The sequence below is a fragment of the Mesorhizobium sp. B2-1-3A genome (genome assembly GCF_006442655.1).
Taxonomy (GTDB): Bacteria; Pseudomonadota; Alphaproteobacteria; order Rhizobiales; family Rhizobiaceae; genus Mesorhizobium.
In genome coordinates this window covers 529,650-552,105 of record NZ_VFWK01000006.1, presented here as the reverse complement: position 1 = coordinate 552,105, position 22,456 = coordinate 529,650, and the positions used below count along the sequence as shown (strand labels likewise).

Sequence of the window (22,456 nt, the reverse complement as noted above, 5' to 3'; positions counted from 1 at the left end):
GGCCTGATCAGTTGCAGGGATTGATGGTGAAGCCGGCCCGGTATTCGGCCAGATGCTTCTCACGATCCGCGGGCGACATGGCACGCAGGGCGTTGAGCGGCGATCCGAGCGTGTTGCCGCGCACATCGTCAAGCGTCCACATCTCCTTGTCGTCGAAGCGCAGATGCGGTTGCGGAACCAGCGTCTTGCCGTCGGAGCGGACGAAGTTCAGGTCCTTGATGGCATCGGCAAGGTCCCAGCCGTCATAGAGCGTCTCCCACTCGCGCTTGCCGCTGAAACGGCCCATCGCGGGCGTCGGACGGCCCTCATACTCGTCGTTGAAGGCGACCATCGTGGTCCAGCGGTCGAGCTCGTGAGCGAATGTGTAGAGTTCGCCGTTGATCTCGCCGACCACCATGTCCTCGCGGATCAGGCAGGGGACGAGGCAAGACCAGCAGCGGTGCGGATAGACGTAGCCGACGTCGCTGTTGAACAGCAGCACCTTCTCGCCCTTGTGGCTGAGCTTGGCGTACCATTTCCAGAAGTCGCCGAACTCGGCGTACCAGCCCGGATACTTGTGCTCGAACCACTCGAAGTCCTTGTCGGTCTGGGCCTCGATGCGCCAGAAATTGACCGGCCAGCCGACCGCGAAGAACTGCCCGACCTTGTGGACGTAGTTCTTCTTGGTGATGCGCTCCCAAGCCGCCTGGACGTCGTCGTGATGAACCTTGATGCCGTATTTCTCGAGCGGCAGCATGTAGGTGCGATAGTAGTCCTCATAGATCCAGCGGTGCCACATTTCCGCGTAGGACTCCTTGTTCTTGTCGCGGTTGGTGGTGCCGTATTCGATGAAGGTGCCGATGGCGGCATCGACGATCGCGTGGTTCTGCCAGAAGGCGTAGCGCAGGTCGCGTTCAAGCAGCAGATGGTTCTCCGGCTCCTTGAGCGCGGCCATCAGCAGCGAATGGCCATTGCCGATATGCCGGCTCTCGTCCGACTGCACCGACAGGAAGACGGTCGGCAGCGCATAGTCACCGTTGCGGGCGGCCTCCGAAGGCATGGCGACGAACAGTGTGTTGGTGAAGGCGGTCTCGGCCACCACGGTCAGGTACATGCAGGCGGCGGTCATCGTGTCGCCGGTGATGAAGCCTTCAGCGAACTGCCGGCCGATGGTGGTGGCGTAGCACTTTCCGAAGGCTTCCTCGGTGATGTCGAAGCCGGCCGGATCGATGTAGTTCTCCATGTACCATTTCTTCAGATTCATCTGGATCGTCGAGTGGCGGAACTCGTCGATCATCTGCATGGTGAAGCCGGTTCTGAGTTCCTCGCCGGGCGCGATGCGGGCAACCATCGCCATCGAGCGGGCGGCGGAGATTTCCGGGAAGGGAATGATGGCCAGGAAGAGCTTCATCCACTCGACCCAGCGCGGTTCGACGTTGCGGAACATGTCGCCGCGCAATGCCGCGTCGAGCGCGCCATAGACGCGATTGTCCTTCTCTTCCTGCATCGGGAAATAGGACCGCAAAACCTGTTTCATCGGGTCGCGCGGCGTCTTGTTGATCTTGTAGTCGGTCGGAAACGTCATCGCTTCCTGCACATAGGAAGGATTCCAGCCGAGGTCGGCAATCTTCTTGGTCGCCTCGCCGACGGAGATTCCGCGCTGCGAGGTAATCTTGTTGAGCGTCAGAGACGTCATGGTCATAAGCCTCCACCAGGTTTGAGCCGCGGGTCCCTTGACCCCGGCATGAAGCGGCACAAAACGCCGCCAGTGAGAGTGCGAACGGCATGACAAAGGGTTGCGCATCAAGGCGCGACTCATGGTCCGGCCATTCAAGTGGATCGCGGCAAAGGTTCTTGAGGCGCTTGGCAGAAACCCGCGGCGCCAACCGCATATGCGATGGGCGTATCGAAGCGGAATGTGTCTCTGCTTCCTCCGTTCCTTCGTTCTTTTGGCACCGCGCCAAGCGCGATGGGCTTCTTATGACAATGAGCAAAGCAAGCAGCGTGCCAGTTCCAGAATAGCACTCATGCCCAGGGCTAAAAACAAGATCGCCACCCCTCCGGCGCAAAACCCCGCATCCGAATGTAACGTTTCTTTACATCCGTAACTTACGCCTGTAATATTTGATATATATTCGCACTTGCAACATATTTAGTTAGCAATTGCAGCAAATATCAAAATCCATATCGCCTGTTTAATTCTTCGTCTTTCTCTACTATTTGAAAGCCACGGCCCATCAACGGGCTTCGCGCTGGAGAAAGACCATGCCGAACGATGAAGACAGAAGCGGGCCGCCCGGACCAATGTCCCGCCATGCCGACGGCGTCGCCGGCGAACTTGTCAAGCTGATGCCTCGCGACCTGGTCTTCGTCATGCGTTTCATGGGCGAGAGCCAGCATCGCCTGCAGGCCCATTTCCAGGACTTCATCCGGGCCGAGCTCACCGCCGGCGGCGTCACCACGGAGACGCATCCGATGATTCATCTGTTCATAGAAAGCCATGCGATCCTGTTGCGGGACTTCGTGTTTTCAGGTGTTTCGCTGACGCGTCAGTTCCGTGTCGAGGAGATCGAGCGCCTGACAGGCGACACGACGTCGATGATCCGCGTCGACATCTGGGACCAGCTCAAAAGCCACATCGAAACGGCCGAAAAGCAGTTCCAGTCGCAGGCCGGCACGCTGCCCAAATTGCTCTCGGCCTTCGAAAAACCACCCGGGCCTTTGGGGAGCGAAAAATGACCAAGGGATCCCAAACGGCCAGGCGCGACGCGCTGCTTGCGCGGCGACTCGATCTTGTCGCCAACGTCTCGGCTCTCACCGCGGAAGCGTTGCGGCTCAACCAGAAGCGCGCCGGCATCGAAATGGACGTGCTGCGCCTGGAGCTGGAAATCGGCAGAAGCGGGGCCAGCGCGCAACTGGTGCGGGACTTGCATGATGCAGAGCAGAGCGCGGCGGCAATCATGCAGGCATGCGCGGCGTGCGAGCAACGCATTGTCGCGGCCGAAGGTGATGTGGATGACGTTGATCACCGGCTTGCCGCAACGACGAACAAGGACTGATGGGAGAGAAAGCATGAACCAGCAGACGATGCAGAACCTGACCCTGTTCGACCTCTTGGCGCGCACCTGGCAACGACCGTCGGCGATCGCAGATCTGCGCTTCAGCGCCGACGGTTCTGCTGTCGCTTTCACTTCGGTGGACGGAACCGTCGCCATTGCCGCGGTCGCGGACAACGAGCCGCCGGAAGCGCGGATCCGAGTGAGTAACGATCTCGGCCAGACGACGATCCGCCCCAGGGAGAAGCCCGCAGTGCCATTGATTGCCACGGCGGCATTCGCCGAGGGCGATGTCCCGCTCACCACCCATCCGCATTCCGGCTTTCTGGTTGGCGCGGCCAGTGGCGAGGTGCTGCATCTGACCGCCGGCGGTGAAGTCGCGAACCCTCTGGTCAGGATAGACGGGCCGATCGTCGCGATCGACCACGGCGCGAGGGCCGGCACGACAGCCGTCAGCAACGGGCATGACGTCTTCCTCTCGCAGAGCGGAAGCGGCGCCACGCGACTGGAACGCGATGAGACATCGTCGACAGATTCCCTTGCCTTCTCGCCAGGCGGCCGGCGCCTCGCCTTGGGCCTTGGCCAGGGGCTGTCGATCTGGGCGATCGAAGGCGACGCGGCCTTGATCCGCGATGTTTCCCTCCCGGCACGCCCGGTGTCGATCCGATGGAGTCATGACGGCACGTGGCTGGCCTGCGGGCTGGAGACAGGTGGCCTTGGCCTGGTCAGCGTCGCCGATGGCCAAGCTGACATCGTCGAGGGGTTCCCCTCGCCTGTTCGGACCGTGTGCTGGAGTTCGCCGGCAAATGCGCTGTTTGCCTCGGGCGCGTTCCGGATCGCTGGCTGGTCGATGACCGCCCCGCCGGTTGGCGGCGAAACCTCGGGTGCGTTGGAAACGGGTCGCGCCGGGCTGGTTCTGGTCGAGGTGGTGGCGGCGCACCCGGAAAAGAAGCTGATCGCGGCAGGCTACGCCAATGGCCGCGTCACCGTCGCCCAGGTCGGCATGCGTGACGAGCTCCTCGTCAGGCCGCTGGGCAGCGCGGTAACCGCGCTTGCCTGGTCGGGCGATGGACGGAATCTGGCGATGGGCGCCGTCGATGGCACCGCCGCGATCGTCACCTTCCCCGCGCAGATGTTCAAATAGCGGACGCTGTCCGCATGACACAGGAGGATGAAATGCAGACCGAACTCACCGCAGAGGACAAAAGCAAGGACGAATTTTTCGAACGGCTTGCCGATCTGTCGGAAGAAATGGTGGCCAAGCACGGCAAGGATTTCAGCATGGGCGCGCTCGTCCTGGCCGCCCGCTGGATCGCCGAGAACCGCGTCGGCAAGCTAAAGACCAACTAGAGCAATTCCAGGAAAAGTGTGTAACGGTTTTCCGTCCGGAATTGCGTTAAAACAAAGAGTTAGAGCGGTTCTGCGATTCCGTGAAACGCTGAACCGCTCTAGAGCAATTGCAGGAAAGTGTGAAACGGCTTTCCCGGAGGAATTGCGTAAAAACCAATAGTTGGAGCAGTTCGCCGTTTCCATGAAATGGCGAACTGCTCCAGCCTGGGAAAGTGAAGGTCAGGGCGGTGATGTCGACCAGTCCCGCATGATCGGACGGCTTGCCGAAGGCGCATGGTTTTCGAGCGCGGTTTTTGCAGGCTTCAAGTTTCATCCCTGTTTGGGATGCGGCCCGGCGGGCCAAGCAATTGAGCGACCCAGCGCGTCGATGGCGATTGCATGCAATAGGTGAGCACTGCGATGGTGATGGGAACGCCTATGAACGCACCGAACACACCCCACAGAAAAGACCAAAAGAATACCGAGAACAAGACCACAAAAGGCGATACCGCCAATGCGTAGCCAGCCACCCGCGGCTCGATGTAGCTGCCGATCGCGAACTGGATAACATTGAGACCGGCGAAGATCGTTATGGCGGCCTGCGGTGAGCCGAATTGCGCCAGGGCATAAAGCGTGGGCAAGGACGTCGCAACAAGCGGGCCTATGAATGGAATGTAGTTCAGCGTGAAGGCGATGACACCCCATTCGGCTGCAAATCTCAGGCCGAAGGCGGCTGACAGCGCCCAAACCATCGAGCCCGTTGCAAGGCTCATCAGCGTCCTGACCAGCATATAGCGGCGCAACTTCGATGCCGTCTGGACACTTCCATCGATCAGCACGCTCGCGGTGCCGGGGTCTAACGCCGCACGGGCATTGTCAGCGATCGTCTTGGTGTCAAGCAGGCCCAGCAAGACATAGACGACAACCACGATCCAGAACGAGATCATCGTGTTCAGCCGCGCCGTCACGCCTTGCGCTATCCGCACGAGCCAACCCACGTTGAAATGCTCGGCCCATATCCCGGCCACAACGATACCGTGGCCCTCAAGCCAATCGGCAAGCTGGCCGTAAAGCAACTGGAAGCGGGCGCTGTCGGCAATGACCGATCGACCTATGCGGCTAAATCCCCAGGTCGCGGCCGATGCAAACACGAAAAAGCCAAGGACGACGACACAGACGACAACCGCCAGAGCGAGCAGCTTTGGAAGAAATCGCTGCAAATTCTGTTGCAATGGCCATACGAGCGCTATCAGGAACAGAGCACAGGCGACGGGCGCCAGAACCGAGGCCGCGGTGTAGAGCGCTGTCACCACGGCGATTATCGCCAGGATCCAGATAGGTGCGACAAGCGCTCGTTCTGTCATGATATGATTTCGGACCTCGCGTGCAGCGATCGCATCGCAGACACTTCTAGAACATCGCTGGAAACAGGCAGACTTTCGGAGCAACGACACAAGACAGCACTATCATACCATGACATTTGCTGCCGAAAGCCTGCAATAGCGTTGTTCGGACCAATTCCGACGGGTCGAAATCGCGGCAGTATCAGTTGCCGCCATGCGCGGAGGAGAAGAGGGGCAGGATGCGACGATGCTCCGGCCCCAGTTCCACCGAGCGTTCAGCAACGCTTCGTGACAGGCCGTCCGTTGCGGTCGCGTATCTTGTGGCCCCACCGGTCGCGAGCCCAGCATTCGCGAGGTGCCGTGGCGGCGCCGACGACGGCACCCGTGCCTCCGCCGATTGCCGCGCCCACGAGCGCCCCACGACTACCATTGGCAAGGCCGCCTATGACCGCACCAGTGCCTGCGCCGGCCAAGGCCGTGCCTGCGGTCCGCTGTTCAGTAGCCGTGCATCCTGACGCCAGTACGGCCAACACAGCAGCAAAAGCAATCTTGCGCATTCTCTATTCTCCGAACGATTTCATAGCTCTGAATTAGAGCTATCATCTTGAATTATTTATTATTTCAACAGGAGGCACATGAGCGGGAAATCCAAAAAATGTGTCCTCCGTCTCTGATTCATCTGGCTCCAGCTCAAGCCCGAAACGATGGGATCGTGGGCACGCCAGAGGCCGCCCGATGATGACGCGCGCACTTATGGGTTGACAGGATGCCGCCGCGGCCTCTTGGGCACGGGGAGTGTCGAGGTGGGGCCATGTTCCCACCTCGACCGGCTCAACAACGTCCGCGCCTTGGTCCTTGACGGTCAATAATCGACGGCGTCGCGGATGATCGGACAGGTCATGCAGTGACCGCCGCCACGTCCACGCCCGAGTTCGGCGCCGGTGATGGTGATGACCTCGATGCCTTCCTTGCGAAGCAGCGTGTTGGTGTAGGTATTGCGGTCATAGGCGAACACCACGCCTGGCGAGGCACAGACAAGGTTGGCGCCACTGTCCCACTGGGTGCGCTCACGCATGTAATCGTTGCCGCCGGTTTGAACGACGCGCATCTTCTTGAGACCAAGCGCATCGCGCACCGTCTCGACGAAACTGCCCTTGTCCTTGTGGAGTTCGACGCCGCCCTTCCCGTCGGGGCGATAGGAGAATGCATCGATGCCATCGACGATGTCCGGATACAGCAGGACGCAGTCACGATCGGCAAAGGTGAACACCGTGTCGAGGTGCATCGCCGCGCGCAGCTTGGGCATTGCCGCCACGATCACACGCTCGGCAGCTCCTTTCTCGAACAGGGCCGCCGCCACCTGGCTGATGGCCTGGCGCGAGGTGCGCTCGCTCATGCCGATAAGCACGTTGCCCTTGCCGATCGGCATGACGTCTCCGCCCTCGAATGTGGCAAGTCCCCAGTCCTGGGTCGGGTCACCCCACCAGACATTGACCTTGCCGGCGAAGTCGGGGTGGAACTTGTATATCGAAGTGGTGAGGATGGTCTCCTCGTGGCGCGCGGGCCAGTACAGGGCGTTCAGCGTCACACCGCCATAGATCCAGCAGGTGGTATCGCGGGTGTAGAGCGTGTTCGGCAGCGGGGGCAGCAGATATTCGTTGACGCCGGCCGCGTCACGGATCAGCGCCAGTTGTTCGCCGCCGATGTTTTCCGGGAATTCGAAGGTCGACAACCCGCCGATCAGCGTCTCGGCAAGGTCGCGATTGGAGAGGCCCTCGAGATAGGAACGGACCTCGTCGATCAGGCCGAGGCCGACCTGGTTCGGGACGACCTGCTGATCGAGGATCCACTTCTTGGCTTCCGGAATGGCGACCGTCTCGGCCAGCAGATTATGCATCTCGACCACCTCGACGCCCCTGTCGCGCATCTTGGTCATGAAGTCGAAATGATCGCGCTTGGCATTGTCCACCCAGAGCACGTCGTCGAAGAGGAGAGCGTCACAATTGCTGGGTGTCAGTCGCTGGTGGGCCCGGCCGGGGGCGCACACCATGACCTTGCGCAACTGCCCAACCTCGGAATGAACGCCGAATGGAGTATTGTTTGTCATGACCTTCCTGCCTTCTGTTCAAGGTGCGATGGCGCCTGTCAGCAGCCCGTAGGCTCCGATCAGGCCAGCGATGAGCGTCACGGCGAACACGAAAAGTTCGGCGAGCGTGAACAGCTGCAATTTCTGCTCGCGCCGCGCCCAGACATAGAGGATGGTTCCAGGCACGAAGAGGACGGCGACAAGCAGCACGTATTTGAGCCCGGCGGCGACGAACATGAAGATCGTGTATATCGCCGCGATCCAGGCGAAGATCTGGTCGCGGCCGCGCTGATCCGGCGTCTTTTCATAGCCAACGCCGCTGCGGGCGAGCAGGATGCCGTAGCCGGCCACCAGCAGGTAGGGCAGCAGCGCGGTGACGCTCGTCATGTCAAGCATGAAGTTGAACGCATCCCGGGACCAGTAGGTGGAGATCACGAAGAGCGACACGACGATGTTGGTCAGCCAGAGTGCGTTGGCGGGAACCCTGTTGCCATTCTGCGCCGCGAAGAGCTTTGGCATGTCCTGCGACTTTGCCGCCGCGAACAGCACCTCGGCGCAGATGAGGGACCAGGCCAGATAGGCGCCGAGCACCGAGACCAGAACGCCGATCGAGATGAAGACCGCACCCCAGTGACCGACGACCGCCTCGAGAACGCCGGCCATCGACGGCTGCTGGACACCGGCGATGGCTGATTGCGGCAGTGCCGCGTAGGGCAGCAGCGTGACCGCCACCATCAGGCCGGTGACGCCGACGAAGCCGAGGATCGTCGCCGTGCCGACGTCCGAACGCACCTTGGCAAAGCGGGAATAGACGCTGGCGCCCTCGATGCCAAGGAAGACGAAGACCGTGATCAGCATCGTGTCGCGCACCTGGGCGATCAGGGACTTCGGCGGCATGTCCAGCCCGCCGAAGAAATTCTCGCGGAACTGCCCGAAATGGAAGAAGAAGATCAGGAGCAGGATGAAGACCAGGATCGGCACGATCTTGGCGATCGTCACAATGGTGTTGATGAAGGTCGCCTGCTCGACGCCGCGAAGGATCATGAAGTGGAAAGCCCAGATGCCGATCAGCGACACGATGATCGCGATGGCGCTGCTGCCGTCTCCAAATATCCCGGGAAAGAACCGCCCAAGCGTCGAGCCGATGAGCACCCAATAGAAGACGTTGCCCAGGCAACTGCCAAGCCAGTAGCCGAAGGCGGACAGGAAGCCCATGTAGTTGCCGAAGCCGGCCTTGGCATAGGCGAAGACGCCTGAGTCGATGTCCGGCCTCTTCTCGGCCAACGCCTGGAACACCCGCGCCAGCATGTACATGCCGGTTCCCGCAATGGCCCAGGCGATGATCGCGCCGAACGGACCTGTCGCGGTCGCGAACCGACCAGGCAGATTGAAAATGCCCGCGCCGACCATCGATCCCACAACCATGCTGGTCAGCGCAAACAGCGAAAGCTTCTGATTATCGTTTGAAGCCATAGACCTCTCTCCTGGCTGCGCGAACCAGAGTTCGCGATCGGACGCCTCGCCGACACGTCTCGATCCAGCAAGGTTATGTATGATCAGAAGCAGTAAATCCGGACGTCGGCAACCGGTTACACGAGCCACGGGAAAGGTTTGGGACGTCAGGTATACTGGCGGGATTTTATGCCAATCACATGGGCGTCAGACTCGGGCTAGGTTGCGGGCGTGACAAAGAGGCCTCCTGAACGGTCCATCGGCAAAGGAATTGTTGATCCATTCGATGAACTCAGCCGTTCAGCAGAAATTCTCGATATGGACCCTGACGGCCATGGTCGTCGGTTCGATGGTCGGCGCGGGCATCTTCTCGTTGCCACAGGCCTTCGGCCGCGAAACCGGCCCGTTCGGGGCCATGATCGCCTGGGCCATTGCCGGCGTCGGCATGCTGATGCTGGCGTTCGTCTTCCAGACCTTGTCGCTTCGCAAACCAGATCTCGACGCGGGCGTATACGCCTATGCCAAGGCCGGCTTTGGCAACTATCTCGGCTTCCTCTCGGCCCTCGGCTACTGGTCTGCCGCTGTTCTCGGCAACGTCTCTTATTTCGTGCTGATAAAGTCGACGCTAGGGCTTTTCTTTCCTGTGTTTGGCGACGGCAATACCGTCACGGCGATCGTCATTTCCTCGATGCTTCTGTGGATCGTGCATTCGCTGGTCCTGCGCGGCGTCAAGGAAGCGGCGGCGATCAATACCGTCGTTACCTACGCCAAGATCATTCCGATCTTTCTCTTTATCGTTTTCGTCATCTACGGCTTCAGGGCCGATATCTTCACAGCCAATTTCTGGGGCGGGGAAGAAGTCAGCGTTGGCGCCATCGCGAGCCAGGTTCGCGGGACGATGCTGGTGACCGTATTCGTCTTTGTCGGAATCGAAGGCGCGAGCGTCTATTCGCGTTACGCACGCAACCGCGGGGATGTTGGGGTCGCGACGCTTCTTGGTTTCCTCGGCGTGCTGTGTCTGCTCGTGCTGGTGACCATCCTGTCCTACGGGATCATGCTTCGTCCCGAGCTGACAGCGCTGCGCAATCCATCCATGGCCGGCGTATTGGAGGCGGTGGTCGGACCATGGGGCGCCAAGTTCGTCAGCTTCGGCCTGCTGATCTCCGTTGCCGGCGCCTATCTATCCTGGGTGCTGCTGGCCGCCGAAATCCTGTTCACCGCATCACATCACCAGACCATGCCGCGTTTTCTTGCACACAAGAACAAGCATGGCGTGCCGTCGAGCGCGCTCTGGCTGACCAACACGGTCGTGCAGGTCTTCCTGATCCTCACGCTCTTTGCTCAACAGGCCTTCAGGCTCGCGCTTGAGCTGACGAGTTCCATGATCCTCATCCCTTACCTTCTCGTCGCCGCCTACGGGTTCAAGCTTGCATGGAGTGGTGAGAGCTACGAGAACGACCCAGCGGCGCGGCGCGTCGATTTCGCAAGGGCAGCAATAGCATTGGTGTATACCGCCGGTCTCATATACGCCGCCAGCGCCAAGCACCTGCTGCTCTCGGCCGCCATCTACGGACCGGGTACGATCCTCTTTATCATGGCTCGCAAGGAACGCGGGCAGAGGATATTTACTCCGGTCGAGATGGGGATGTTCGCCGTCGCCGCGCTTGGCGCGGTCGCGGCAATCTACGGCATCCTTGCCGGCCTCATCGCGGTCTAGGGCGTTTCACCGTTTCACGGAAACGGTAAAACGCTCCATCTCTTTGTTTCAACGCAATTCCCCAGGGAAAGCGCTACGCGCTTTTCCCGGGGAAACCGATCACACTTTTGCTGGAATCTCTCTAGGGTCCAAAGCTGTTTCGCAGCAGAAGACCGCTCAACGTGTGTGCCCTGCTCTCGGCATGACCGATGTGCTGCAAGGTCGCGGCCTGAGCACCTCGCCAGCCTTCCGCGCGTGCCTCCTTTGGCGTGATGCCGAATTCCTTCCTGAACATCCGGCTGTATGCCGATGGATCCGTGAAGCCCCATTCCCCGGCAACGGTGGAGATCGGTCGTCCATCCAGGCTGTCAGCAAGTATATCGCGTGTCTTGATGAGACGTTTGTGGCGAATATAATTCGAAACACCTCCAGCGGATTCAAATATCCGGTAGAGGCGGGAGCGGGACACGCCGAGGTCGCGGCAAAGCCTGTCGGGTGTCAAGTTCCGATCGCTCAGGTTTTTTGCAATGATCTTGGCGGCGCGCTCGACGATCACTGCGTCTATCACACGCTGTGCCTCGGTGACGCGCTCATGCGATGGCAACAGGCACGCGGCCAGCAGATTGGTGGTCGCGGTGGCAATGTGCGGTATGTCCACCGCTTTCAGATCGGGAAGCGAGCGGTACAAGAGCAGCACATAGTCCGCCAAGAAGCGTTTCGACTCCTCGCGAATTTCGATCCTGGATGATTGGATGAATGGCAGATCGCGGGGCAAGAAAAGCGCAAGGAGGGCATCATCCTCCATCATGCATTCGTAGGGCTCTGCGAAAGATTGCAGGGTCGTTTTCACGACCTGCCAATTTCCAGGATGCCTGCCCTTGGATAGGGGCAGGCTCAAATACCAATTGTCTACCGAGGGGTTTTTCAAGTGCCGCCAGCGCCAGCGACAGAGGTAGGCATTACCGGGCAATTCGAGGAACATGACACCCAACGTTCCCAAATCCCACACTGTTTCATGTGCTGGAAACGAATGGCTCTGGTCTTGCAGAAGTTCAGCGTCGGCAACACCTTGATGCCAGCTTCGAAACAGGTCGAATTGCTCGGCGGGTGGTGCCGAGGAAGTGTCCATGTCGACGACGCATTGCAGGGGCTCGTCATCTGCTTTTCCGGATCGCCCGGCGGCATCATCCTTGGCATCCATGACAACTCTCCGTCTTATTGCTGCAACACGGATCACGTCTTCTTCATAATAGCCTAGCCGCCTCAAGCAGACCAGTTGCCGGGGGCTAATGTAGCGCCTGCCAGTTTCGCAGCATCGAAATCACACTAACCAATCGTTAAGCTGTTATCCGGCCTTTCTGATTGATCTGCTGGCTGATCCGCGGACCGATCCTGATCGCGTGCATCGAAGCCGCCGAGGCGGTTGTATCGCACCCGGCGCTTTCACATGAGTTGCGGGGGCTGTCCTTTCAGTATGCAAAGCATCCCAATCATAGACCACCAGTCCATTTTTCTTGTCTGAGGCTGTACTCCCTGAAACGTCCGGTGGACTAATGCCCGAACACCATGCGCTCAACGGGGATCGGCAGAGATGATCTGGCCGCCCTTGTAGGCGTCACCGCGAGATCCGCAGCATGATCCTGATCGGCAAGGGACACAGCCATGGCGAATGAACCCAGCGAGGGCCTCGGTCGTCGGGACTTCATGATCGCATCGGTCGCCACGATCGGCGCTGCCGCTGCGCTCATGGCCGGACCGGCGCAGGCACAAACGGGCTCGGCACCTGCGACTGCGTCCCCCGCCAGCACGTCGGGAACCGTCTACACCGGCGATGTCATCGACGGAAAGAAGGTCATCAGTTCGCTTGACATCTCTGATCTGGAACCAGGCAAGCACAGCTTTTATTTCCAGGGCGTCCAAATGCCGACCGGCCAGCACTGGTACGTCTCGGTGATGGTCGCCAAGGGGGCCGCGCCGGGCAAACGCCTGGGACTGATGTGCGGCGTGCATGGCGATGAAATGAGCCCTATTCACACCGTGCAATCCGTCATGCGTGAGCTCGATCCGGCCGCGATGTCGGGATCCGTGGTGGCGGCATTCGACATTTCGCGCCCCGCAATGGAGGGCATGGAACGGAGATGGCCGAGTTCGGGGCGCGGGATCGACCTGATCGACATCAACCGGCTGTTCCCTGGCAATGAAGGCGCGCCCGACGCGCCGTCGCGCCACGCCGGCCTCGTATTCAACCGGCTTCTGCGGCCAAACCTCGACTACGGGATCGATTTCCATACAGCAGCCACGGGCATGGACGCGACGGCCTTCCACCTTGCTCGCATGGAATTCCCCGAAGTGCGGGCGATGGCGGAGCTCTATCCGGTCGACCAGATTTTCGACAATTTGGGTGAGCATGGCCTTCTTGCCAATGCCCTCATCGATGCCGGCATTCCGGCCTTCACGCCCGAAATCGGCAAGCCGCGGGTCTTCGATCACGATAAGATCGCCCTGTTCGTCGAAGGGACGATGAACGTCATCAAGCATCACGGAATAATTTCAGGCCCTATCGGCAAAACCAGCAAGGATACGAACGTTTTCGTCGCGGACGGCATGTTTCCCGTGATCGCGACGCATGGCGGTTTCGTCGAATTGTTGGTCGAACTCAATGAAACCGTTCGGCCCGGACAGAAAGTTGCCGTCCAGAGGAACACCTTCGGTGAAATCGTCGCGGAATATTCCGTGTCTCTCGGCGGCGAAGTCGGCGCTAGGCGCACCGATGCAACAGCCGAGCCGGGAAATCCGATCGTATTCCTCATCTTCGACAGCGCCAATCCTGTCGGCGGAGACGTGCTGGTCGAGTGACGGGATCTGAAACAACAAGAACAGCGACACGAAGCGCCGCCCGGCAGGTGCCAGTGTCGCTCAACCGAAAGCAAAAGACATGCTGCGGCTAGGCTCCAAGTACGGTCACCTCGTTCACAGTTCCGGTTGCGGCTGCTTCAACCCCGACCTTCAAAAGGCTTCCCGTCGCCTGGAAGCCTTTTCGCGGCGCAGTTTTCTTTCCGGTCTTGGGGCCACGACCATTGCCGGCGTGCTGGCCAAGCCTGTGTTCGCGCAGACGGCCGCGCCTCCCTCCAAGATCCTGTTTCGCGAGGTTCGGCTTTTCGACGGCAAATCGGGCACGGTGAAGGATGGCGCTCAAATCCTGGTGGAGAACAACAGGATTTCCGGCATCGATATGACGAACGCGCCTGCGCCGAGCGACGCAAGGGTGGTCGGCTGCCGCAATGGCGTGCTTATGCCGGGTCTGATTGATGCCCACTGGCATACGATTTTCGCGGCGGTTCCCCTGAACATTCTGCTGAATGGCGATCCTGGCATCATCTTCGCCGCATCCACGGCCGAGGCGGATCGCACCTTGATGCGCGGGTTCACCACCGTTCGCGATTTGGGAGGCCCGTCCTTCTCGTTCAAGCAGGCCATAGATGCCGAAATGATTCCCGGTCCGCGCATTTTCCCGGCTGGCGCGATGATCACGACTTCCGGAGGGCATGGCGATCTTCGACTGCCAAGCGAGATTCCGCGTGACGGCGGCAAGCTCAGCAAAGGCGAATTGCTGGGCGGATCGGCCATCGTCGACGGTATCGATGACCTGAAGATGCGCATACGAGAACAGCTTCTCCAGGGCGCATCGCAGATCAAGCTGGTGGGCGGTGGCGGCGTGTCGTCGCCGCGCAGTCCTCTGGACATGGTCACCTTCAGTGAAGATGAGCTTCGGGCCGGCGTCGAGGTCGCGCAGGATTGGAATACCTACGTCACCGTACACGCCTATACCCCCCGCGCCGTGCAGCGTGCGCTGGCCGCTGGCGTGACCTGCGTCGAACACGGCCATTTGATGGACGAGGAAACGGCAAGGATGATCGCGGAGAAGGGCGTGTGGCTCAGCATGCAGCCCTTCCTGACGATGGAAGATGCCGCATCGGCAAGCGGACCAGGCGTCGAGCGCGCCAAGCAGCTCTTCGCCGGAACGCCAAGGGTATACGATTTTGTCCGCAAGTACGGCATCAAGACAGGGTGGGGTTCCGACGTGCTGTTCTCGCCCGAACTGGGGCCACGCCAGAATGTCATGCTCACGCATCTGGCCAATTGGTACAAGAATGCCGAGGTCCTGCAGATAGCGACATCGGTCAATGCCGAGTTGCTTGGCCTCTCCAATCTCCGCAATCCATATCCTGGCAAGATCGGTGTCATCGAGGAGGGTGCGTTTGCGGACCTGCTCGTGGTCGATGGCAACCCGGTCGACGACATCAGGCTGCTTGAAGACCCGCAGAAGAACTTCACGGTGATCGTGAAGGACGGTCGACTGCACAAGAACATCCTGTGAGCAGCGGCGGAACCGCATATGCTGCACTCACCGCGCGGCGTCCAGTCAATCCATCCTGACTTCATGGCCTTGACGAACAAGCGATCGCTGAGGGCCTCGTCCCCGGCTGGCCGTGATGTCAGGCATCGGCGCCGCCAATGATGGCCGATCTGATAGCAGCGCATTCGATCATGCTGAAGCTGGCGCTATCGCTGCTGCTTGGACTTATGATCGGCGTGGAGCGCCAATACAAGCAGCGCCATACCGGGCTCGTGACCCATGCCCTGGTTGCGCTGGGCGCCGCGTCTTATGCATCCTTGCCCGGCGCGCTTGGTCTGGAACTGGATCTGCGCATGGGATCTCAGGTGGTGACGGGCATCGGCTTTCTGGGTGCCGGCCTGATCATGAGGGATGGCACCAGCATAAAGGGGCTGAGCACGGCCGCTACAGTCTGGAGCACTGGAGCCGTGGGGGTGTTTGTCGGCTACGGCTTCTTGCTGCTCGCGGCAGAGACAACCTTGTTCGTGATCTTGTCGAATATTTTCCTTCCCCGGCTTGCTCTTCACGTGGCGGGATACTCTGCCCTGCCCGCGGATAGCGAGAGAATTTATCTTATAAAAATACAGTGCGACCTGCAAAAATCGGATGTCGTGAAGTCTTCAGTCATTCAGGCGGTAGCAATGAAAAACCTTAGACTTATGTCCATGGATAGCGACACCAATGAGGATAAAGGTCTTTCGGAAATACACGTCTCCGTTGCCCCTGAAAAAGGAGAAGAAAAATCTATTGACGCCCTGATCGGGTTCTTGGCCATGAAAGAAATTGTTCATTTCGTCGGGCGCGAGACCGACATCTAGAACGCGCGCGGAGCGGGAAGATGACAGGAAATCCAGACCAATCCCCTGCGACGGCATCCGAAAGAGCCGAAACCGAGCAAGGCAAATGGCGCAGGTTTCTGCTGTTTGGGGTCCTCTTGCTGGCGGGCGGAGTATTTTCCGTCGCGGTTCCGGCCGTTTCCAATTTCGCGTCCAGTGTCGTGTTCGCCGTCGCCCTGATCGGGGTTGGCGTCACCAAGGTTATACAGTCCCTTTGGATCAAAAGCTGGACCGGTTTCGTATGGCAGGAGCTGACCGGTTTCTTCGAGCTCATTGGCGGTATCATGATTTACTTCAATCCTGTAAAGGCTTCAGCCGCGATATCGCTGTTCATAGCTTTCGTATTATTCGTCCACGGAATTCTTCAAATAATAATAGCAATCGAGGTCAGGAAGGCGAGCCGATGGTATTGGTTCGTCATTTCCGGTGCCGTTGCCGTACTGGCAAGTCTATCCATTATTCTGAAGTGGCCAATGGTCCGAGAGATGCCAACCGGCCTTGTGGCCGGCTTCTCCCTGATGATTGCTGGACTGGCGTATCTCGTCATTGCGCTGAGCGTGCGCAAGACGAAGATTTTGTCTTGAGAACTGGATGCGAGGATCCGCTATGGGAAGCAGTTTCGATTTTCGACCCGCGGTCGTGGCGGCCGCATTCCTGGTCGGAGTGGCCGGCTTCACGGGTACGGCGCATGCGCAGACCGTGCAGCCGGCGGCGGCAGTGCCGGTGGTGGTGGAAAAAGTTCTGTCCGGCCCGGCAAGCCCGCCGCTGACGTATAATGCGCAGGTCGAGGCGATCGAGGCGGTCGACATACAAGCACGCGTCTCCGGCCTGTTGAAGGCGGTCAAGTTCTCGGAAGGCCAGGGCGTGAAGGAAGGCGACCTGCTTTTCGAAATCGAGCCGGATCAGCTGTCGGCGGCACTGATGTCCGCGCAGGCGCAGGTGGCCAGGACGGAAGCCACGCGCAACGCCGCACAACAAAGCCTGTCACGCGCCAGGGACCTGTTCAACCGCAGGACCATTCCGCAGGCCACGTTGGATGACGCGCAGGCTGCATTCGACGTCGCCGCAGCGGACGTCCAAAGCGCCAATGCAGCCCTCAACACGGCCGAACTCAATCTTTCCTACGCCCAGATCAAGTCGCCCATTGACGGGACCATCGGCCGCTCGCTGGCGACGCCCGGAAATCTCGTAGGGCCTGGCTCCGGACCGTTGGCGCGCATCGTGCAACTCGACCCTGTCCGCGTCGCATTCTCGATCGCCGACAGCACCTTGGTCGACATCAGGCAGAAACTCGCTGGCGGGCAGAGCATCGATCGGAACCAGTTCCACCTGAGCCTGTCGCTCGCCAACGGCACGCAATACGCTTCGCCGGGGCGGGTGCAGTTCATCGACAACGAGGTCGACCTGCAGACCGGGACCGTGGCCGTCCGCGCGCTGTTTCCCAACCCCGACCACATATTGACGCCTGGCCAGTTCGTCCGGCTCACCGTCGTCGACGAGGCGGCCAAGGATTTGCCACTGGTGCCGATGGCGTCCGTTCTTCAGGACCGCCAGGGCAAGTTCGTCTTCGTGCTCAACAACAATACCGTGACCAGGCAGGTGATCACGACCGGCGCGCGCATCGACAATCGGTGGGCGGTGACTAGCGGATTGAAGGGCGGCGAAACAATCGTCATCGAGGGGTTGCAACGCATCTCCGATGGTCAGCAGGTCACACCACGCGAAGCGGAGCGCGCGCCATGATCTCCGATCTCTTCATCCACCGCACAAGGCTTGCGATCGTCATCTCGATCCTCATTTCGATCGCTGGTGCGATCGCGGTGTTTTCCCTGCCGATACAGCAATATCCGCAGATTACGCCTCCGACGGTCACCGTGTCGGCTTCCTACCCGGGAGCAAGCGCGGAAGTGATCGCCGACGTGGTCGGCGGCCCTCTCGAGACGGCCATCAACGGCGTGGATCACATGATGTACATGTCGTCCACCAGTTCCAACGCCGGCCAGTACACGCTGTCGGTGACCTTCGAAGTTGGAACCGATCCAGAGTCGGCGCAGATCAACGTGCAGAACCGCGCCCAGCTGGCGATTTCGCGCCTGCCGGCGGCAGTCGCCCAGCAAGGGGTGTCCGTGCGTGCGCGCTCGCCGGATTTCGTTCTGGGCATCGCTTTCTATTCTCCGGACGACAGTCTCGATGCTCTGGCGATCACGAATTTCATCACCACTACGGTCGCTGACGCGATATCGCGCGTGCCGGGCGTGGGCGAAGCTTCCGTTGCCGGAGCCTCGGAATACTCAATGCGGGTGTGGCTCAATCCGCAGCGCATGGACGCGCTCGGGTTGACGCCCGATGACGTTTCCGCCGCCATCCAACGACAGAACATCCAGGCCACGCTCGGGCAGGCCGGCGCGCCGCCGCAGGCACAAGGCTCGGAACTGCAATACACGCTGGTCGCGCAGGGGCGGCTGAGGAGTGCCGAGGACTTCGGCGACATCGTCGTGCGCACAGGGCCCTCGGGGGCCAAGGTCTACCTGCGCGACATAGCCCGGCTCGAACTTGGAGCGCTAAGCTACGCTTCGAGTGCCAGCTTCGCCGGACACGCGTCGGCGATGATGCAGGTCAATCAGTCTCCCGGCGCCAACGCTATCCAGACCGCAACGGCGGTCCGCGCCGAACTGGAGCGCCTTTCGTCACGCTTCCCGAAGGGCATGCAATATCACATCGTCTACGATGCGACCCGCTTCGTGAATGCCAGCATCTCGCTGACGACCAGAACCCTGCTTGAAGCATTCCTGATCGTGCTCGCCGTCACCTATGTGTTCCTGCAGGATTGGCGCGCCACATTCATCTCGGCACTTGCCATTCCCGTCTCCATGCTGGGCGCCGTGGCGGTGCTGTTTGCCGCCGGCTATTCGCTGAACATGATTTCCCTTCTGGCACTGGTGCTGGCGATCGGCCTGGTGGTGGACGATGCCATCCTCGTTGTCGAAAACGTCAAGCATGTGCTGGACGATACGCCTGACATCGGGGTCGCCGACGCCACGCGCAAGGCGATGCATCAGATCACCGGGCCGATCATTTCCACGACCCTGGTGCTGCTTGCCGTGGTGACGCCGACGGCGTTTCTCGGCGGCATAGGCGGCCAGCTCTACCGACAGTTCGCTGTGACTTTGTCTTCGGCGCTGGTGATCTCCTCTTTCGTCGGCTTGACCTTGAGTCCCGCGCTGGCCGCACTGCTTCTGCGGCGCGATGTGGGCTATTTCAAACGTGGCCCGCTGGCCTGGTTCACGGGATTCATGAACAAGACGCGCGACGGCTATGGACGGCTCGTCGGGTTTCTGGTGGGGCATTGGTATGTACCGCTGGCGGGACTGCTTGCCTGTTTTGTCGCCGCCTATCTGATCTTCATCGCACTACCGTCGACTTTCCTGCCCGACGAGGACCAGGGCGCGCTGTTCGTCGACATCCAGTTGCCGAATGCCGCATCGCTCGATCGAACGAAGGCCATCGTGGAGGATGTGCGCAAGATTCTCGCCGACACTGGCGGCGTGCAGGACGTCATAACGGTTGCGGGGTTCAGCATCCTTCAGTCGACGAGTTCGCCGAGCGGCGCAATGGCGGTAGCGGCGCTGAAGCCGTGGGATGAGCGCACGTCCAAGGAGCTGCAGCTTGCCGGCATCCTGCAGGCGCTGCGGATGAAGTTTTCCCAAATCCCGGGCGCGAACGTCGCCGTCTTCGCTCCGCCGGCGATTGCCGGCATCGGCTCGGTCGGTGGCCTGGACTTCCGCCTGCAGGCGCTTGAAGGACAGCCGCCGCAAGAGATCGCCCAGGTCGTCGGCGCCCTGCTCGGCGCCTTCAATCACCTGCCGGAGCTCGGCGGCGCCGCCACCACCTTCAGCGCGAATGTCCCGCAGGTCTATGTCGACGTCGACAGGACGCGCGCCGAGGCGCTTGGGGTAAGCGTGTCGGACGTCTATTCCGCCATCGGCGCGGCCTTCGGATCGCGCTATGTGAATGATTTCACGCTCAATGGCCGCGTGTTCCAGGTCAATCTGCAGGCGGATGCAGATTTCCGCGCCCATGCGGAGGACATCTTCAAGCTGCACGTGCGCAGCCGGAACGGCACCATGGTGCCATTGAATAATCTGGCGTCGTTGACGACCATCCTGTCGCCGTTCGCCATTCAGCGTTACAATCTGTCGGTTGCCGCGCCTATAAACGCCATTACGGCGCCTGGAAGCAGCAGCGGCGCGGCCATGGATGCCATGGAGAAGACGACCGCCCAGGTGTTGCCGAACGGCTATGGCTTCGAGTGGTCGGGACTGTCGTTCCAGGAGCGCCGCGGCAGTGGCCAGGAGGGGCTGGTCTTCGCGCTGGCGTTCCTGTTCGCCTATCTCTTCCTTGTCGCTCAGTATGAGAGCTGGTCGCTTCCGTTGGTCGTCATTCTTTCGCTCGGAGCCGCTCTCTTTGGCGCCGTGGCGGCGTTGAGGGCCTTTGGATTGCAGAACAGCCTCTACGTGCAGATCGCCATTGTGCTGCTGATCGGGCTGGCGGCGAAAAATGCCATCCTGATCGTCGAATTCGCCAAGGAGCGGCGTGCTGAAGGCCTCAGCATAATGCAGGCCGCGCGGACCGGGGCCGAGCAGCGCTTCAGGGCCGTCATGATGACAGCGGTCTCCTTCATTCTCGGAATCATTCCCCTTGTCGTGTCGACAGGCGCCGGCGCAGGTGCGCGGCGGGCTGTTGGCGTTACAATCTTTGGAGGCATGATCGCAGCCACGACGATCGGCTTGTTGATCGTTCCTGGGATCTACTTTCTTGTCCAGACAGCAACCGAACGCCTGTCACTGAGGGCGTCACGAGATCATGCTCAACAAAATTCGATCAATCCACGCCAGTGAATGTGTCGGTAGACGGTCTGCAGGAAGAACCAGCGCCAACGGTTTGACGTGATCTAAAACGGGTTAGGCCGTGGTCGCACAAGCCTGCCTAAATTCGCCACGCGCTGGGCTTCTTCGATCTCCGCTCCCGGCACAACAGGCGAAGGTCCCCACCAGCAATTCGTAACAGCCCGCCGACCACAGTCTTCCTGGCCGCCAAACATGGACAAATAGTCCAGATCCTTGGCCTGGCGTCCCTAAAGCACCAAGGCACCTTGCCAGCTTGTTGACATCGCAGCGGCCTGTGAACTGATGGTTCTCACAATACTTTCGTGGCGAGAACGAACATGTTCAGAAATTCCCTGGCGGCTCTGGCAGTCGCGATCAGCCTTACGGTGCCGACCGCGGTTCCCTCATTCGCGGAGGTGGCGGCGTTCAACATGCCGGTCGGCTCCAGCCTCAACAACGGCAGAGCGATCACGTGTGGCCAAGGTCAGAGGCTGCTCCAGAATCGTGGCTTCCGAGATGTCCGCCGCGTGAGCTGCCGCGGGCCATTTTTCAAGTATCATACACGCCGTGCCGGCGGCCGATTTGAAGTGACGCTTAATTCCCGAACGGCTCGCGTCGTGGATATACGCCGTGTCCGTTGGTGAGTGGCGTCGCATTCAAGGAAGTCGGGAAGCCATAGACAATGACGAACCCGTCGACCGCTGAACAGCCGGCGCGATCCGCTTCCGCCAATTCGGCCATAGGAGTGGTGTTTATCCTTGCGGGTTTCTTCGTCCTGGCCGACGTGACGCTTGCCACCACCATAAGTACCCTTCTTCTTGGCGTCATCGTCATATGCGCGGGGTTCGTTGAGATCGCCATGGCCGTATGGGCCGGAGGATGGCGTGGTTTTCTGTGGCAGACGTTTCTCGGCATCCTGTACGTCATTTTCGGATGTGTGCTGATCGGCATACCCGCTCTTGGATCTGCGATCCTCACGTGGATTTTGGGGGTCGCGCTTTTGATTTCAGGGATTGGAAGAATATTGTTGGGAAACCGCTACTTGCGTAGCGGCAGGCGGCTGATGTTTGTGTCCGGCTTGTTCGGCCTGGCCGCGGGCCTCCTGATACTGCTTGGATGGCCGTCAACCGGAATTTGGGTGATAGGGGCACTTTTGGGTATCGACCTCGTAGCCCACGGACTCGGGTGGCTGGCGGCTGGTGGCCGACCGGCGGTCTCGGCATAAGCGTGGTTGATTTGGCACTGTCGCAGCCAAGCGATGCATGGGCGCCACGGCACGGCTGCTTGCACGGTCTCTCCTGACGCGATAATGGGGCGTTGACTGTGAATTGATTTCGACGTTCCGAACTGTATCTTGAGATACTCGAGTGTTCTCCGCCGAACACCTCCTCTATTCG

At 60.2% G+C, this 22,456-nt stretch carries 18 protein-coding genes; 12 read left to right on the top strand and 6 right to left on the bottom strand.

Annotation, left to right across the window (positions count from 1 at the left end; all coding sequences use genetic code 11):
• Nucleotides 1–7: 7 nt before the first annotated feature.
• Complete coding sequence (locus FJ977_RS26810; RefSeq protein WP_056565045.1) at nucleotides 8–1,675, bottom strand: aromatic/alkene/methane monooxygenase hydroxylase/oxygenase subunit alpha; 1,668 nt, start codon at nucleotides 1,673–1,675, stop codon at nucleotides 8–10.
• A gap of 569 nt (nucleotides 1,676–2,244) precedes the next feature.
• On the opposite strand from FJ977_RS26810, the gene FJ977_RS26805 reads away from it, so the two are divergent.
• From FJ977_RS26805 to FJ977_RS35960, 4 genes are read left to right on the top strand one after another with little or no spacing between them, the layout of a single operon-like run.
• Entirely contained in the window at nucleotides 2,245–2,718 is a 474-nt protein-coding gene (locus FJ977_RS26805; protein ID WP_140775158.1) for a hypothetical protein, read from the top strand.
• The gene (locus tag FJ977_RS26800) at nucleotides 2,715–3,038 is read left to right on the top strand and encodes a hypothetical protein (RefSeq protein WP_140775157.1); all 324 of its coding nucleotides are present in this window, start codon (nucleotides 2,715–2,717) and stop codon (nucleotides 3,036–3,038) included. Before FJ977_RS26805 ends, FJ977_RS26800 begins: the two co-directional genes overlap by 4 nt.
• Nucleotides 3,039–3,051: 13 nt before the next feature.
• Complete coding sequence (locus FJ977_RS26795) at nucleotides 3,052–4,179, top strand: WD40 repeat domain-containing protein (RefSeq protein ID WP_140775156.1); 1,128 nt, start codon at nucleotides 3,052–3,054, stop codon at nucleotides 4,177–4,179.
• A gap of 32 nt (nucleotides 4,180–4,211) precedes the next feature.
• On the top strand, nucleotides 4,212–4,385 hold the full coding sequence (locus FJ977_RS35960; RefSeq protein ID WP_172351756.1) for a hypothetical protein: 174 nt from the start codon (nucleotides 4,212–4,214) through the stop codon (nucleotides 4,383–4,385).
• A 302-nt stretch (nucleotides 4,386–4,687) separates the two neighbouring features.
• Here FJ977_RS35960 and FJ977_RS26790 read toward each other — a convergent pair whose 3' ends face one another.
• The 4 genes from FJ977_RS26790 to FJ977_RS26775 all read right to left on the bottom strand — a co-directional run bounded on the left by FJ977_RS26790 (nucleotide 4,688) and on the right by FJ977_RS26775 (nucleotide 9,266).
• A complete protein-coding gene (locus FJ977_RS26790; protein ID WP_140775246.1) occupies nucleotides 4,688–5,728 on the bottom strand; it encodes an AI-2E family transporter in 1,041 nt (346 codons plus the stop codon).
• Between the two features lie 254 nt (nucleotides 5,729–5,982).
• The gene (locus tag FJ977_RS26785) at nucleotides 5,983–6,264 is read right to left on the bottom strand and encodes a YMGG-like glycine zipper-containing protein (protein WP_140775155.1); all 282 of its coding nucleotides are present in this window, start codon (nucleotides 6,262–6,264) and stop codon (nucleotides 5,983–5,985) included.
• A gap of 305 nt (nucleotides 6,265–6,569) precedes the next feature.
• A complete protein-coding gene (locus FJ977_RS26780) occupies nucleotides 6,570–7,814 on the bottom strand; it encodes an arginine deiminase (RefSeq protein ID WP_140775154.1) in 1,245 nt (414 codons plus the stop codon).
• An 18-nt stretch (nucleotides 7,815–7,832) separates the two neighbouring features.
• Entirely contained in the window at nucleotides 7,833–9,266 is a 1,434-nt protein-coding gene (locus tag FJ977_RS26775) for a basic amino acid/polyamine antiporter (protein ID WP_140775153.1), read from the bottom strand.
• 265 nt (nucleotides 9,267–9,531) lie between these two features.
• On the opposite strand from FJ977_RS26775, the gene FJ977_RS26770 reads away from it, so the two are divergent.
• Nucleotides 9,532–10,962 (top strand): basic amino acid/polyamine antiporter, encoded by a 1,431-nt coding sequence (locus FJ977_RS26770; protein ID WP_140775152.1) that lies wholly within the window; start codon nucleotides 9,532–9,534, stop codon nucleotides 10,960–10,962.
• A 121-nt stretch (nucleotides 10,963–11,083) separates the two neighbouring features.
• On the opposite strand, the gene FJ977_RS26765 is transcribed toward FJ977_RS26770, so the two are convergent.
• Nucleotides 11,084–12,142 (bottom strand): helix-turn-helix domain-containing protein, encoded by a 1,059-nt coding sequence (locus tag FJ977_RS26765; protein WP_140775151.1) that lies wholly within the window; start codon nucleotides 12,140–12,142, stop codon nucleotides 11,084–11,086.
• 461 nt (nucleotides 12,143–12,603) lie between these two features.
• Here FJ977_RS26765 and FJ977_RS26760 point away from each other — a divergent pair, with 461 nt between their 5' ends.
• From FJ977_RS26760 to FJ977_RS26725, 7 genes are all read left to right on the top strand, one after another.
• Entirely contained in the window at nucleotides 12,604–13,797 is a 1,194-nt protein-coding gene (locus FJ977_RS26760) for a succinylglutamate desuccinylase/aspartoacylase family protein (RefSeq protein ID WP_140775150.1), read from the top strand.
• Between the two features lie 79 nt (nucleotides 13,798–13,876).
• Nucleotides 13,877–15,319 (top strand): amidohydrolase family protein, encoded by a 1,443-nt coding sequence (locus FJ977_RS26755; RefSeq protein ID WP_140775149.1) that lies wholly within the window; start codon nucleotides 13,877–13,879, stop codon nucleotides 15,317–15,319.
• Between the two features lie 137 nt (nucleotides 15,320–15,456).
• Nucleotides 15,457–16,155 carry an MgtC/SapB family protein gene (locus FJ977_RS26750; RefSeq protein ID WP_246683344.1) on the top strand — a complete coding sequence of 233 codons (699 nt, stop codon included), beginning with the start codon at nucleotides 15,457–15,459 and terminating at the stop codon, nucleotides 16,153–16,155.
• A 20-nt stretch (nucleotides 16,156–16,175) separates the two neighbouring features.
• On the top strand, nucleotides 16,176–16,757 hold the full coding sequence (locus tag FJ977_RS26745; RefSeq protein WP_140775148.1) for an HdeD family acid-resistance protein: 582 nt from the start codon (nucleotides 16,176–16,178) through the stop codon (nucleotides 16,755–16,757).
• Nucleotides 16,758–16,779: 22 nt separating this feature from the next.
• Nucleotides 16,780–17,916: an efflux RND transporter periplasmic adaptor subunit gene (locus FJ977_RS26740; RefSeq protein ID WP_140775147.1), complete on the top strand. Its 1,137-nt coding sequence runs from the start codon at nucleotides 16,780–16,782 to the stop codon at nucleotides 17,914–17,916.
• Nucleotides 17,913–21,071: an efflux RND transporter permease subunit gene (locus FJ977_RS26735; RefSeq protein WP_140775146.1), complete on the top strand. Its 3,159-nt coding sequence runs from the start codon at nucleotides 17,913–17,915 to the stop codon at nucleotides 21,069–21,071. Before FJ977_RS26740 ends, FJ977_RS26735 begins: the two co-directional genes overlap by 4 nt.
• A 670-nt stretch (nucleotides 21,072–21,741) precedes the next feature.
• Nucleotides 21,742–22,284 carry a DUF308 domain-containing protein gene (locus FJ977_RS26725; protein ID WP_140775144.1) on the top strand — a complete coding sequence of 181 codons (543 nt, stop codon included), beginning with the start codon at nucleotides 21,742–21,744 and terminating at the stop codon, nucleotides 22,282–22,284.
• Nucleotides 22,285–22,456: the final 172 nt, after the last annotated feature.

Bases quoted from the DNA above. Each gene is read 5' to 3' on its own strand.
- FJ977_RS26810 (WP_056565045.1), bottom strand. From the start codon at position 1,675: ATGACGTCTCTGACGCTCAACAAGATTACCTCGCAGCGCGGAATCTCC.
- FJ977_RS26805 (WP_140775158.1), top strand. From the start codon at position 2,245: ATGCCGAACGATGAAGACAGAAGCGGGCCGCCCGGACCAATGTCCCGC.
- FJ977_RS26800 (WP_140775157.1), top strand. From the start codon at position 2,715: ATGACCAAGGGATCCCAAACGGCCAGGCGCGACGCGCTGCTTGCGCGG.
- FJ977_RS26795 (WP_140775156.1), top strand. From the start codon at position 3,052: ATGAACCAGCAGACGATGCAGAACCTGACCCTGTTCGACCTCTTGGCG.
- FJ977_RS35960 (WP_172351756.1), top strand. From the start codon at position 4,212: ATGCAGACCGAACTCACCGCAGAGGACAAAAGCAAGGACGAATTTTTC.
- FJ977_RS26790 (WP_140775246.1), bottom strand. From the start codon at position 5,728: ATGACAGAACGAGCGCTTGTCGCACCTATCTGGATCCTGGCGATAATC.
- FJ977_RS26785 (WP_140775155.1), bottom strand. From the start codon at position 6,264: ATGCGCAAGATTGCTTTTGCTGCTGTGTTGGCCGTACTGGCGTCAGGA.
- FJ977_RS26780 (WP_140775154.1), bottom strand. From the start codon at position 7,814: ATGACAAACAATACTCCATTCGGCGTTCATTCCGAGGTTGGGCAGTTG.
- FJ977_RS26775 (WP_140775153.1), bottom strand. From the start codon at position 9,266: ATGGCTTCAAACGATAATCAGAAGCTTTCGCTGTTTGCGCTGACCAGC.
- FJ977_RS26770 (WP_140775152.1), top strand. From the start codon at position 9,532: ATGAACTCAGCCGTTCAGCAGAAATTCTCGATATGGACCCTGACGGCC.
- FJ977_RS26765 (WP_140775151.1), bottom strand. From the start codon at position 12,142: ATGGATGCCAAGGATGATGCCGCCGGGCGATCCGGAAAAGCAGATGAC.
- FJ977_RS26760 (WP_140775150.1), top strand. From the start codon at position 12,604: ATGGCGAATGAACCCAGCGAGGGCCTCGGTCGTCGGGACTTCATGATC.
- FJ977_RS26755 (WP_140775149.1), top strand. From the start codon at position 13,877: ATGCTGCGGCTAGGCTCCAAGTACGGTCACCTCGTTCACAGTTCCGGT.
- FJ977_RS26750 (WP_246683344.1), top strand. From the start codon at position 15,457: ATGATGGCCGATCTGATAGCAGCGCATTCGATCATGCTGAAGCTGGCG.
- FJ977_RS26745 (WP_140775148.1), top strand. From the start codon at position 16,176: ATGACAGGAAATCCAGACCAATCCCCTGCGACGGCATCCGAAAGAGCC.
- FJ977_RS26740 (WP_140775147.1), top strand. From the start codon at position 16,780: ATGGGAAGCAGTTTCGATTTTCGACCCGCGGTCGTGGCGGCCGCATTC.
- FJ977_RS26735 (WP_140775146.1), top strand. From the start codon at position 17,913: ATGATCTCCGATCTCTTCATCCACCGCACAAGGCTTGCGATCGTCATC.
- FJ977_RS26725 (WP_140775144.1), top strand. From the start codon at position 21,742: ATGACGAACCCGTCGACCGCTGAACAGCCGGCGCGATCCGCTTCCGCC.